This is a genomic window from Neobacillus niacini (assembly GCF_031456445.1).
GTDB lineage: Bacteria > Bacillota > Bacilli > Bacillales > Cytobacillaceae > Neobacillus > Neobacillus niacini_I.
In genome coordinates, this window is the sequence record NZ_JAVDUQ010000001.1 from 380,693 (window position 1) to 394,312 (window position 13,620).

General features: G+C 41.4%; 11 protein-coding genes. 1 reads left to right on the forward strand and 10 read right to left on the reverse strand.

The genetic code is table 11. The features are described 5' to 3' along the window. Nucleotides 1–45: 45 nt before the first annotated feature. Nucleotides 46–1,758: an Rqc2 family fibronectin-binding protein gene (locus J2Y67_RS01895; RefSeq protein WP_310169921.1), complete on the forward strand. Its 1,713-nt coding sequence runs from the start codon at nt 46–48 to the stop codon at nt 1,756–1,758. 178 nt (nt 1,759–1,936) lie between these two features. Here the strand turns inward: J2Y67_RS01895 and pyrE are convergent, their stop codons facing one another. The 10 genes from pyrE to pyrR all read right to left on the reverse strand — a co-directional run bounded on the left by pyrE (nt 1,937) and on the right by pyrR (nt 13,620). Beyond that, on the reverse strand, nt 1,937–2,569 hold the full coding sequence (pyrE, locus tag J2Y67_RS01900) for an orotate phosphoribosyltransferase (protein WP_310169922.1): 633 nt from the start codon (nt 2,567–2,569) through the stop codon (nt 1,937–1,939). Beyond that, nucleotides 2,566–3,282, reverse strand: a complete 717-nt coding sequence (gene pyrF / locus J2Y67_RS01905) for an orotidine-5'-phosphate decarboxylase (RefSeq protein WP_310169923.1) — start codon at nt 3,280–3,282, stop codon at nt 2,566–2,568. Before pyrF ends, pyrE begins: the two co-directional genes overlap by 4 nt. Continuing rightward, on the reverse strand, nt 3,254–4,195 hold the full coding sequence (locus J2Y67_RS01910; RefSeq protein WP_310169925.1) for a dihydroorotate dehydrogenase: 942 nt from the start codon (nt 4,193–4,195) through the stop codon (nt 3,254–3,256). The genes pyrF and J2Y67_RS01910 overlap by 29 nt, the downstream gene beginning before the upstream one ends. Next, nucleotides 4,192–4,956: a dihydroorotate dehydrogenase electron transfer subunit gene (locus J2Y67_RS01915; RefSeq protein ID WP_310169926.1), complete on the reverse strand. Its 765-nt coding sequence runs from the start codon at nt 4,954–4,956 to the stop codon at nt 4,192–4,194. The genes J2Y67_RS01910 and J2Y67_RS01915 overlap by 4 nt, the downstream gene beginning before the upstream one ends. Next, nucleotides 4,953–8,162, reverse strand: a complete 3,210-nt coding sequence (carB, locus tag J2Y67_RS01920; protein WP_310169929.1) for a carbamoyl-phosphate synthase large subunit — start codon at nt 8,160–8,162, stop codon at nt 4,953–4,955. Before carB ends, J2Y67_RS01915 begins: the two co-directional genes overlap by 4 nt. Continuing rightward, nucleotides 8,155–9,246: a carbamoyl phosphate synthase small subunit gene (locus tag J2Y67_RS01925; RefSeq protein WP_310169932.1), complete on the reverse strand. Its 1,092-nt coding sequence runs from the start codon at nt 9,244–9,246 to the stop codon at nt 8,155–8,157. Before J2Y67_RS01925 ends, carB begins: the two co-directional genes overlap by 8 nt. Further along, nucleotides 9,243–10,529 (reverse strand): dihydroorotase, encoded by a 1,287-nt coding sequence (locus J2Y67_RS01930; RefSeq protein WP_310169934.1) that lies wholly within the window; start codon nt 10,527–10,529, stop codon nt 9,243–9,245. The genes J2Y67_RS01925 and J2Y67_RS01930 overlap by 4 nt, the downstream gene beginning before the upstream one ends. Further along, a complete protein-coding gene (locus J2Y67_RS01935) occupies nt 10,489–11,433 on the reverse strand; it encodes an aspartate carbamoyltransferase catalytic subunit (protein ID WP_310169937.1) in 945 nt (314 codons plus the stop codon). Before J2Y67_RS01935 ends, J2Y67_RS01930 begins: the two co-directional genes overlap by 41 nt. Before the next feature lie 160 nt (nt 11,434–11,593). Next, nucleotides 11,594–12,907, reverse strand: a complete 1,314-nt coding sequence (locus J2Y67_RS01940) for a solute carrier family 23 protein (RefSeq protein WP_310169939.1) — start codon at nt 12,905–12,907, stop codon at nt 11,594–11,596. 167 nt (nt 12,908–13,074) lie between these two features. After that, the gene (gene pyrR, locus J2Y67_RS01945) at nt 13,075–13,620 is read right to left on the reverse strand and encodes a bifunctional pyr operon transcriptional regulator/uracil phosphoribosyltransferase PyrR (protein ID WP_310169941.1); all 546 of its coding nucleotides are present in this window, start codon (nt 13,618–13,620) and stop codon (nt 13,075–13,077) included.

Sequence of the window (13,620 nt, forward strand, 5' to 3'; positions counted from 1 at the left end):
GTACGATATAATTGACCTATAGAAGATTGTAAAGGATGTTTTTCTATGTCATTTGATGGTTTATTTACAAAATCAATGGTAGATGAGCTTACCCGTTCCTTAAAAGGCGGACGGATTAATAAGGTGCATCAGCCATATAAAAATGAAGTTATTTTAACAATCCGGGCAAAAGGTGTGAATCAAAAACTGCTGTTATCTGCCCATCCAAGTTATGCAAGGGTTCAACTGACAAACGAAGCCTATGAAAACCCGAGTGAACCGCCGATGTTTTGCATGCTTCTTAGGAAGCATATTGAAGGATATATTCTTGATGATTTATACCAAGTGGATAATGACCGGATGATTATTTTTGAAATTAAAGGACGGAACGAAATTGGCGATATTAGTTACAAACAGTTAATCATTGAGATAATGGGAAGGCACAGCAATATTGTATTGGTTGATAAAAGCCGAAATCTCATCCTCGATAGTATTAAACACGTATCCTTTGCTATTAATAGCCATCGGGCGATTCTACCAGGGCAGCCGTATGTCTCCCCGCCTAAGCAAAATAAACAGAATCCCTTTCATGCTTTAGAAGAGGATGTGTTAAAGAAACTGGATTTTAACAGCGGTAAGCTGGACCGCCAGCTTGTTGAGCAATTTGCCGGAATTTCTCCGTTATTTGCAAAAGAAGTAATCTTTCAAAGCGGGCTTGCTAATCGCTCAACCTTACCAAAAACATTTATTGGGATGATCAAACAAATTCAAGATGGTGAAATTACACCCACAATTATTTCAACTGGCGGAAAGGAAGCTTTTTATTTATTTCCACTCCAACATTTAAAGGGAGAATCCCGGAACTATCCAACCCTTAGCGAAATGCTTGATCGTTTTTATTTTGGCAAGGCGGAACGGGATAGAGTAAAGCAGCAAGGGAATGACATTGAACGTTTCATTATCAATGAAAAGGAAAAGAATGAGAAAAAAATTGCTAAGTTGCAGGCTACGTTACTTGAAGCAGAACGGGCGGAGCAATTTCAGCGTTATGGTGAACTGTTAACAGCGAATTTATATGCAGCTAAAAAAGGGATGAGAGAAATCGAGGTCCTTGATTATTATGATGAGTCAGGTGGGACAGTGGCGATACCTCTTGATCCACGGAAGTCACCATCGGAAAATGCGCAAAAATATTTTTCAAAATATCAGAAGGCAAAAAATGCAGTTTCGATTGTAGAGGAACAGATACAATTGGCTCTTTATGAAATAGCCTATTTTGAAAATTTACTGCAGCAAGTCGTGAGCGCATCACCTAAAGATATCGTTGAGATTCGCGAAGAGCTTGTTGAAGGCGGTTATATCCGCGACCGTCAGAAACGGAATGGAAAAAAGGGGCAAAATGCAAAGCCGGTACTTGATTATTTTGCAGCATCGGATGGTACTGAGATTATTGTCGGGAAAAATAACAAACAGAATGATTATTTAACCAATAAATTTGCTGCAAGGGACGAAATTTGGCTCCATACGAAGGATATTCCCGGATCGCATGTGGTCATCCGCAGTAAGGAACCATCTGACGAAACAATTTTGGAGGCAGCATCACTTGCGGCTTATTACAGTAAGGCAAGTAATTCAAGCTCGGTCCCTGTAGACTTCACAAAGGTGCGTTTTGTTAAAAAACCAAGTGGTGCCAAGCCGGGATTCGTGATCTATGACAATCAGCAGACGGTTTATGTAACACCAGATGAGGAATTGGTACTAAAATTGAAGAAACATTGAGAAGACCCCGGGGATTCCGGGGTCTTTTTGTTATTTTTAATCTCTATTTTGATTATATCAACACAATTTTTGGATATATCGACACAAATTCAAGTTATATCAACACATTTCATTCGGATATCGACACTTTTTAGAAATATATCGACACATTTCCACCATATATCAACAATTTTGAATACTATTCGAACCGCTTACTCCATTCAGCCGGGTTCTTGCTCCATGTTAAAAGACTCTCTTGATCATTTTCACTAATATAGCCTTTTTCAATCGCTGTTTCGACTAATGTTGCAAAGTCGGTTAAAGAAGCCGCAGCAATCCCTTCTTGCTCAAACGCTTCTTTCCCCTTATCAAGACCATAGGTGAAAATGGATACCGCACCAAGCACCACGCATCCTGCTTCTCGTAATGCCTGAACAGCCGTAATCACACTGCCGCCGGTAGAGATTAAATCTTCGACCACGACAACCTTTTGCCCTTTTTCCGCTTTCCCCTCAATTTGATTTCCTTTTCCATGTCCCTTTGCTTTCGAACGGACATAACACATAGGTAAATCCATCAATTCACTTACCCAAGCAGCATGCGGGATACCGGCAGTTGCTGTTCCAGCGACGACTTCTGTATCCGGGAATTTCTCAACAATCAGCTGACGCAGCCCGTCAGCAATTGCTCTTCTCACTTCAGGATAGGATAATGTCAAACGGTTATCACAATAAATCGGGGAACGAAGCCCTGAGGTCCATGTAAATGGTTCATTCGGTTTTAACGCCACCGCATTAATCCCTAAAAGTTTTTCCGCAATCAAATGTTTCATATTGTTACTCCCTTCCATGCTTCCATCCATTGTTGATAACTTTTTAACGGGTCAGCTGACCTTGTAATCGAGCGCCCGACGACAATGGACGTAACCCCCGTATTTCTTGCAAATTCCGGGGTGGCTACGCGCTTTTGGTCCCCGATATGATCGGAAACCATTCGAATCCCTGGGGTTACCGTGTAAAATTCCGAGCCGAGCTTTTCCCTGATTGCCCCCGCTTCCCATGCCGAGCAAACGACACCATCTAAACCTGCATCCTTTGTCAGCGTTGCATAGTGAAGAACAGAATCCATCAATGAACCGGGAATCAGCTGTTCGCGATTCATTTGCTCCTCTGATGTACTGGTCAATTGTGTAACTGCTATACAGGCAGGGCGCTTACGGCCAGCAGATGTTCCAGCTTCAAGGCCTTCTAATGCGGCCTGCATCATTTCCCTTCCGCCGACAGCGTGTACATTTACAAGATCGCAATCCAGTTTAGCCAAACCCCGCATCGCACTCTTTACCGTATTTGGAATGTCATGGAGTTTCAAATCTAAGAAAATCTGATGCCCGGCTTCCTTTAATAAATGAATGATAGAAGGACCTTCCTGGTAATACAGCTCCATTCCCACTTTTACAAAAAGCTCTTTACCGGCAAATGGCTCTAAAAATGTTTTCACTTCATCCCCATTCGCAAAATCAAGCGCGATGATAAGCGAGTTGTTCATCCTGCTTCCAGCTCCTTCCTCGACACTCACTGATATGTTCATATCCTAATTTGTCTAATAAAACAGGCAATTCCTCAATTATTGTCGGACAAACAAATGGGTCAACGAAATTGGCTGTTCCAACGGCCACAGCACTTGCCCCGGCATAATAAAATTCAATCACATCTTCGGCAGAAGTAATACCGCCCATACCGATAATCGGAATTTTTACCGCTTGGCTGACCTCATAGATCATTCTAATTGCCACAGGTTTTACAGCCGGTCCAGAAAGTCCACCTGTCCGATTAGCTAAAATCGGCTTGCCTGTTTTTAAATCAATCCTCATTCCAACTAGGGTGTTAATCATGGTTATGCCGTCAGCACCACCATCTTCCACTGCTTTTGCCATCTCCACAATGTTGGTTACGTTCGGGGAAAGCTTCACATAAACCGGTACTTCGGAAACTTCCTTCACTTTACGGGTTAACTGCTTTGCCACCTCGGGAATCGTTCCAAAAGCAATACCGCCGGTTTTGACATTTGGACAGGAAATATTGAGTTCAAGGGCATGAACGTTTGGAGCCTTTGAAATTTCCTTTGCAACCGCAACATAATCCTCCTCAAGAGAACCCGCAACATTGGCGATAATTGGAACATCAAACTGTGATAGCCAAGGCAATTCTTCTGAAACTACCTTCTCTAAGCCCGGGTTTTGCAGTCCAATCGCATTTAACATCCCTGAAGTAGTTTCGGCAACCCTTGGTGTTGGATTTCCAAATCTCGGCTCGACCGTAGTAGCTTTAATCATGATCGCTCCAAGAACACTTAAATCATAAAACTTACTATATTCTTTACCAAACCCAAAGCAGCCTGACGCAGGAATAATCGGATTTTTCAAGTTTAAACCCGGCAGATTGATAGTTAAGCAACTCATATTAAAACCTCCCCGGCACGGAATACAGGTCCATCACTGCATACTTTCTTATAGGAAGTGCTCGAACCATCACCCGTTTTACACACACAAGCAAAGCATGCACCTACACCGCAGCCCATCCGTTCCTCTAGGGATAAAAATAATTTCTTGTCAGAATAGCCCTGTTGGATAGCTCTTAACATGGGTGTTGGACCGCATGTATAAATTAAATCAAAGTTCAAATCTTTCATCACATCGGTAACAAACCCTTTATGCCCATAGGACCCATCTGCTGTAGCGATATAGGTTTCACCATTTTCCGCGAACTTTTCTTCGTAAAATACCGCTGATTTTGTTTGAAAGCCAAGGACATGAATAACCTTGACCCCTTTTGTACGCAATTGATTGGATAGCTCGTAGAGCGGAGGCACCCCAATGCCTCCCCCTACAAGCAGTGCTGTTTCGCCAGCAGTTGCTTCCTCAACCGGAAAACCATTTCCTAACGGTCCAAGAATATCAATCTCCATACCTGCTTTCATTTCTGCAAGCACCCCAGTACCGTTACCTTCTTTGCGATAAATCATGGTAAATTTTTCATCATCGTAGGATGAAATACTAATCGGTCGACGTAATAGCGGATCCCAGCCGCTCGAGACACGAATATGGACAAACTGCCCCGGCGAATTTATTTCCTTCACAAATTCGGCTGCTACTGTAAGTTCATAAATGTCTTCAGCTATTTCTTTTTGGCTGATAATTTTGCACATCTCTTTCGCGATCATGCAAAAATCGCCTCTCTTTTTTTCTCGGACTTCATCGCTTCTGTAGAGAAGTTCATCGACTCAATCACCTTAAGAATGGCATCAGCGGTATCCAATGAAGTTAAACATGGAACACCATTTTCTACAGCTTCACGGCGAATTCTGAATCCATCACGTTCGGGCTGTTTTCCTTTTGTTAAGGTATTGATGACGAATTGTACCTCTCCATGATGAATGACATCTAACAATGTTTTTCCTTCCGAACCAATTTTTCCAACAACTTTAACCGGCAGACCGGCAGATTCTAATACCGCTGCTGTCCCGCTTGTTGCCATTAGACGGTAACCAATCGAGGAAAAACGTTTCGCAAGCTGCAGTGCTTCCTCTTTATCTTTATCCGCAATCGTAAATAATACAGTCCCAAACTTTTGAATGTTCATTCCCGATGCAACTAATCCCTTATAAAGAGCTTTTTCCAGAGTAACATCCTTACCCATTACTTCACCGGTTGATTTCATTTCAGGTCCTAATGTAATATCAACATCTTTCAATTTTGCAAAAGAGAAGACTGGAACCTTCACAAACACGCCTTGTTTTTCCGAAACAAGTCCTGCTGTATAGCCTTGCTCGATGATGGACGTACCTAATATCGCTTTTGTTGCAATTTTCGCCATTGGCACATTAGTAATTTTACTTAAGAATGGTACCGTACGGCTTGAACGCGGGTTTACTTCAAGTACATAAACTTGATCTCCTGCTAAAACATATTGAATGTTTAGTAAGCCGATAATGTTTAAGCCCTTAGCCATTTTCACTGTATAGTCAGCGAGAATCTGTTTAATTTCTTCAGAAAGTGTTTGCGGCGGATATACAGCAATCGAGTCACCTGAATGGACTCCGGCGCGTTCAATATGCTCCATAATCCCTGGAATCAATACATTTTCACCGTCACAGATTGCATCCACTTCAATCTCTTTACCTGTCAAATAACGGTCAATTAAGACCGGATGCTCCGGATTAATTTTCACGGCATTTTTCATATAATGCAGAAGTTCTTCTTTACGGTAGACGATTTCCATTGCCCTACCGCCAAGGACATAAGATGGGCGGACAAGAACCGGATACCCGATCTCTTCGGCAATCACAAGTGCTCCATCTACTGATAATGCTGTTTTACCAAGAGGCATAGGAATGTTTAGTGCTACAAGCGCCTGTTCAAACTTATCCCTGTCTTCAGCACGGTCTAAGTCCGCTAAGCTTGTTCCTAAGATTTTCACCCCATGGTCTTCAAGCTTTGAAGCAAGGTTAATGGCCGTTTGCCCGCCAAATTGGACGACTACTCCGATTGGGTTTTCCAAATCAATGATGCTCATTACATCTTCAATTGTCAGTGGTTCAAAGTAAAGTTTATCGGAGATACTGAAATCAGTTGAAACAGTTTCCGGGTTATTGTTAATAATAATGGCTTCGTAGCCAGCCTCTTTAATCGCCTTAACAGAATGGACAGTGGCATAATCGAATTCAATTCCCTGTCCGATTCGGATTGGACCAGAACCTAACACGATTACACTTTTTCTTTCCGTTACAACCGATTCATTCTCTTCTTCGTATGTTCCATAATAATACGGTGTTTCCGATTCAAATTCTGCAGCACATGTATCAACCATTTTGAATACAGGTACAATGCCGGAAGTTTTTCTTAGATTGTAAATATCTTTTTCGGTACTGTTCCACAATTCAGCAATCTTTTTATCGGTAAATCCTTTTTGTTTTGCCTCGATTAAAATTTCCTTATCAAACGGATTCTCAGATAGCTTTGTTTCCAAAGCAATAATGCCTTCCAGTTTCCTTAAGAAAAACAAATCAATTTTACTCCATTGATGAATCGTTTCAATCGTTAAACCGCGTTTTAACCCCTCTGCGATGTAAAAGAGCCGCTCATCCCCAGCTTTACGAATCCGCTTTTCAATTAATTCATCGTCAATTTCTGCTGCGCCATTTAATTCAAAGTGGTAGACACCTGCTTCTAGAGAGCGGATTGCTTTTAATAGTGATTCTTCAAAAGTACGTCCGATTGCCATGACTTCTCCCGTTGCTTTCATTTGAGTTCCAAGCGAACGGTTCCCTGATTCAAACTTATCAAACGGCCATCTTGGAATTTTAGTTACGATATAATCCAGCGCCGGTTCGAAGCTTGCATAGGTTTTTCCTGTTACTGGGTTTAGCATCTCATCAAGCGTTAAACCTACAGCAATTTTCGCTGCCAGTTTAGCAATTGGGTAACCTGTCGCTTTTGATGCAAGAGCAGAAGAACGGCTTACCCTTGGATTTACTTCGATGATGTAGTAGTTAAAGCTGTAAGGATCTAAGGCAAGCTGTACGTTACATCCACCTTCAATTCCAAGTGCGCGGATAATCTTTAAGGATACATTTCTTAACAGCTGGTACTCGCGGTCACTTAAAGTTTGACTTGGTGCCACTACAATCGAGTCGCCCGTATGTACTCCAACCGGGTCGATGTTTTCCATGTTACATACCACAATGGCACTATCATTTGCGTCACGCATGACTTCATATTCAATCTCTTTATACCCGGCAATGCTTTTCTCAAGTAAGCATTGATGAACCGGGCTACTCTTCAAGCCGCTTGAAACAATTTCCTCTAATTCAGCAGGATTATGGCAGATTCCGCCGCCTGTACCTCCAAGTGTATAAGCAGGACGAACAATTACAGGGAAGCCAATTTTTTCAACAAATGCTTTTGCTTCGTCTAATTCATGAATGATTTCACTGTCTGGAACGGGTTCATTTAAATCATTCATAAGAGTGCGGAATAATTCACGATCCTCCGCCTGTTTAATCGCGGATAGCTTTGTGCCAAGAATTTCAACACCCAGTTCATCGAGGATGCCTGATTCTGATAATTCCACAGCCAAATTCAGGCCGGTTTGCCCGCCTAAAGTTGCTAATAAAGCGTCTGGGCGTTCCTTGCGGATAATTCGGCTGACAAATTCTACTGTTAACGGCTCGATATAGACAGCATCAGCCATCTCGGTATCCGTCATTATCGTCGCAGGATTTGAATTGACGAGAATAACACGGTAGCCTTCCTCTTTAAGAGCAATACAAGCCTGTGCGCCTGCATAATCAAATTCCGCAGCCTGCCCGATTACAATTGGACCTGATCCGATTACTAAAATGGAGTTAATATCTGTACGTTTAGTCATGAATAGTTACCTCCTGTTTGTTCGCTTCCATCAGTGCAAGAAATTGTTCAAATAACCCGTTTGCATCTTCCGGTCCCGGTGATGCTTCAGGATGATATTGGACGGTAAATGCAGGATAATCAAGATGCTTTAATCCTTCAACTGTCCCATCATTTAAGGCAATATGAGTTATCGCCAATCTTGTATTTTTTACTGATTCCGGTTCAACTGTATAGCCGTGGTTTTGTGCTGTAATTGCAATTTTGCCGGTTGCAAGATCCTTTACAGGGTGATTTGATCCACGGTGGCCAAACTTCATTTTCATTGTATCTGCCCCGCAAGCAAGCGCAAATAATTGATGACCGAGGCAAATACCAAAGATCGGAATCCTCCCCAAAACTTCTTTAATCATATGGATGGCTTCTGGAACATCTTTTGGATCTCCAGGGCCATTCGAGAGCATGATACCGTCTGGACGCAATTGAAGGATTTCATCTGCCGTTGTACGATACGGAACAACAATGACATCACAACCGCGCTCATTTAATTCTCGCAAAATTCCATGTTTCATCCCAAAATCAACTAGAACGATTCTTTTTCCTCGCCCCGGGCTCGGATATGAATTTTTCGTAGAGACTTGTCTTACCTGATCAATCGGGAGTCTCGTTTGTCTTAAGCTGGCGAGTACTACATTAACATCCTTATCAATACTGCAGATCGCACCCTTTAATGTTCCATATTTACGAATAATCCTCGTCAATTTACGTGTATCAATCCCAGCAATCCCAGGGATTTTTTTCATTTTGAAATACTCATCTAATGTAAATTCGCTTCTCCAGTTGGAAGGAAACTCGGCTGCTTCTTTTACAATGAATCCTTTCACTGCGGGATTAATGGATTCAAAATCATCACGGTTAATTCCATAATTTCCGATCAATGGATAGGTAAGTGTGACAATTTGTCCGCAATAGGACGGATCCGAAAGAATCTCCTGGTAGCCTGTCATTCCGGTATTAAAGACTACTTCCCCAACTGTATCAATATGACTTCCAAACCCCTCCCCAATAAAAACAGTTCCATCTTCTAAAATTAGCTGAGCTTTCATTCTGATACACTCCCTTTTTCCCATGCTATTTTTCCTTCTGCAATTGTCATCTCTGGCCAGCCCTTACAGTTCCAGCCGCTAAATGGAGTGTTTTTACCTTTAGATAAAAACTCCTCCGGATTAATCACTTGTTCATCCGTTAGGTTCAAGAGAACAAGATCTGCAGGTGCACCAATTTCTATTTTTCCATATGGAAGCCCAAAAGCTTCAGCAGGCTTTCTCGTTAAAAATGCAATTAATTGTTCCAAAGTTACAATATTTTTTAAAACAAAATGTGTATAGAGCAGTGGGAAGGCCGTTTCTAAACCGACAATTCCAAACGGTGCTAATTCCATCCCTTCGCTTTTTTCTTCAGCTCTATGTGGAGCGTGGTCGGTTGCGATGAAATCAATGGTTCCATCTAAAAGTCCTTCAATTAAGGCTTTCCGATCAGCAGCATCACGAAGCGGCGGATTCATTTTATAGTTCGCATCAAGTCCTGGGATATCATCTTGAGAAAGCAATAGATGATGCGGTGTTACTTCCGCAGTAACTTGAATACCGGCCCGTTTCGCATCTCTTACCACCCTGACAGATTCCTTTGTGCTTATATGGCAGACATGATAATGGCAGCCTGCTGCTTCGGCAAGTAGGACGTCCCTAGCAATTTGGACAGATTCACAAACAGATGGAATTCCGTTTAATCCATTACTTTTTGAAAATGTCCCTTCATGGACACACCCTTTATTAATCAGAGTGTTTTCCTCGCAATGAGCGACAATGGCCATATTGACCTCTGCTGCTTTCCGCATAGCAGCGAGCATCATTTCTGCGGACTGTACTCCTACCCCATCATCGGTAAAAGCAAAAGCTCCAGCTTCCTTTAATGCATTAAAATTTGTCATTTCCTGTCCAAGCTGTCTAATCGTGATTGAACCATATGGCAATACACGCACTTTAGCTGTTTCTTGAATTCGGTTTTGAAGCCATTCCATTTGTTCCATACTATCAGGAACAGGTCTTGTATTTGGCATTGCAGCTACTGTTGTAAAACCACCTTTGGCAGCAGCCAGTGTACCAGTTTCAATTGTCTCCTTCTTCTCTCCACCAGGTTCACGGAGATGGATATGTAAATCGATAAACCCTGGTGAAACCAACATTCCTGTTGCATCTACCTTTCGATCAACGATTTCATCAATTTCCTTTTCAATTTTAGTTATAATCCCATTTTCAATTAAAATATCCGACAGTTTATTTTCCCCATTAAATGCTATATAATTGGCGTTCTGAATAAGTATTTTCATCCGTACATCCTCCTTTGATACTTTCGATTGATCTCTTTAGGACAGCCATTCTAACGAATACTCCGTTTTCCATTTGCTTGAAAATTCTTGACCGATTACATTCTACTAGACTATCAGCAATCTCGACATTTCGATTTACTGGAGCTGGATGCATAATAATACTATGTGATTGCATTTGCTTTTCCCTCTCGAGGGTGAGACCGAATTGTTTATGATACTCAGATGCCGTAAAGCTGCCCTTCCTTTGATGTCGTTCATGTTGAACACGAAGAAGCATGACTACATCAGTTTGGCCGATTGCTTCATCAATTGGTTTAAATCTTGATGAACTTAAACTATAATTATCAAACCACTCTTCTGGTCCTGAGAATACGACCTCTGCTCCCAGTCTTGTCAATGTATCAGCATTTGAACGAGCCACCCTGCTATGTCTTATGTCTCCAATGATGGCGATTTTTAGCCCTTTAAATCCTCCGAACTCTTGATGGATGGTTAAAAGGTCCAAAAGTGACTGTGTTGGATGATGACCGCATCCATCTCCTCCATTAATAATAGGAATATTAACTTTCCCCACAAGGTCGTCAAAGTATCGATCCTGTTGATGGCGAATGACAATTGTATTAACACCAATAGATTCTAAAGTTTTAACCGTATCATACAACGTCTCTCCCTTTTGAACACTAGAAGTTTGGACTTCAAAAGGAATGACATTCAATCCTAACCGTCTTTCGGCCACTTCAAAACTACATTTCGTTCTGGTACTATTTTCAAAAAATAAGTTTGCAGAAAACATTTGCTCTTCAGGACGCCATTTCATTCCTTCTGCAAAACCCTGTGCATCCTCTAAAATTTTATAAATCTCCTCAACCTTCAATTCATTTGTTGTCAATAAGTGAGTTAACATCGTTCATCCCGCCCTTCTATTATCGAAAAAAATACCCTGGCTTTCTGGGTCAGGGTGTAAAACTCTGTACTAAAAGCAAGTCCATCAAAGCATGAACGAGCCGTTCTTGTACTACACCCTTATAAGCCTCTCTGGACTTCATTTAAAAGGATCTTTTTAATTATGCTGTTTTCTTATCATTTACTAATTCATCTTCATCAAACATATTTTCATTCACCGGAGGTCTTCCAGGAAGAATAAGGTTAAGTAATACCCCAAAAATTGCTGCTAAGGCCATCCCTTGAATTTGGAATGTATCAGATACTTTAATGAATGCTCCTCCAATGCCAATGACAAGGATAACAGATGAAATTACTAAGTTCCTTTTGTCACCAAAATCAATCTTACTATCAACTAACATCCTTAATCCTGAAGAAGCAATAATTCCGAATAGAAGGATGGAAACGCCGCCCATAACCGGTGTTGGAATGGTGCTGATTAAGGCTGAGATTTTACCCACAAAGCCAAAGATGATGGCGAAAACCGCGGCACCGGCAATGATATAAACGCTATAAATGCGGGTTATCGCAAGGACTCCAATATTTTCTCCGTAAGTGGTTTTTGGCGGTCCGCCAATAAGTGATGAAATAAGTGTCGCTGTTCCATCACCAAGTATTGAGCGGTGTAAACCGGGATCTTTGATATAGTCATGGCCGACTACTTTGCTTAAAACCAACTGGTGGCCAATGTGTTCTGATAAGGTAACAACGGCAACCGGAACCATTAGCAGGACTAAATCCAATGTGAATTTTACTTTATAGCTGATAAACGGGAAGATGAAATCCGGTAGTTCAAACCAATGTGCTTTTAATACCGGGCTGAAATCGACAATTCCTACAATCAAAGCATAAACATAACCAATGATGATACCGCCTAAAATTGGGATGATACTTAATATTCCTTTTAAGTAAATCGAGAAAATAATCGTCGCTGCTAGCGTCACAAGTGCGACAGAGAAATGAAGTAAGCTATATTTATGTGTTACTGGATTATTCATTGCCATTCCAACCGCTGTTCCGGAAATGGCTAAACCAATTACAATGATGACTGGACCGACAACGACCGGTGGGAGCAGTTTCATAATCCAGCGATAACCTGCCCTACTGATGACAAGTGCGACAATTCCATATAAGAGGCCTGCCATGAAAGTCCCGACCATTGCTGCTCCTGGTCCACCGGCCGTTTTAGCGGCAATAATTGGCGCAATAAAGGCAAAGGATGATCCAAGGTAAGCAGGAACTTTAAACTGTGTAATCAAGAGAAATGCTAAGGTTCCGATCCCACTTGAAATTAGTGCAATTGCAGGACTTAATCCAACTAGATAGGGTACAAGAATTGTGGAACCGAACATTGCGAATAAATGCTGTAGACTTAATGTGAGCCATTGTCCCGGCTTCGGAACATCTTTTACGTCTAAAATTGGTGAGTTAGACATTTTTTCTCCCCCATCTTTCATGTTTATCTTTATCATGTTTTAATTTTTATAAAAAAAACCTCTTCGCCCATGATGGTACAAAGAGGATAGAATTACCGAGTATTGAGTAAATACCCGGTTTTTCCCCTTTGTCAGCCTCACGGGACTGCATTTAAAAGGGTGCTTATTTATTTGTCATAAATACTTACTTGATCAACTTGGTCAATTTCTGCTAATTCAACAACGATTTTTTCCATACTTGATGTTGGAATGTTTTTTCCTACATAATCGGCTCTAATCGGAAGTTCCCGATGTCCGCGGTCAGCTAATACGGCTAACTGGATTACGGAAGGACGCCCCATGTCCATTATGGCATCTAGCCCAGCTCTTACCGTACGCCCCGTATATAATACATCATCTACAAGAATCACTTTTTTATCAGTAATTTCAGCTGGAATATCAGAGCCCTTAACAAATGGTTCTTGATTATCCGTTTTCTTCGTCAAGTCATCTCGATATAAGGTAATATCCAGTTCTCCTACTGGAATAGGTTTACCTTCAATCTCTTCGATTTTTTTTGCAAGGCGTTCTGCTAAATAAATTCCTCTTGTTCGAATCCCTACAAGAACACATTCTTCAATCCCTTTATTTTTTTCAATAATTTGATGAGCAATTCGGGTTAACGCACGCGAAATTGCCTGCTCATCGAGAACAAGTGCCTTTTGATTATTCAT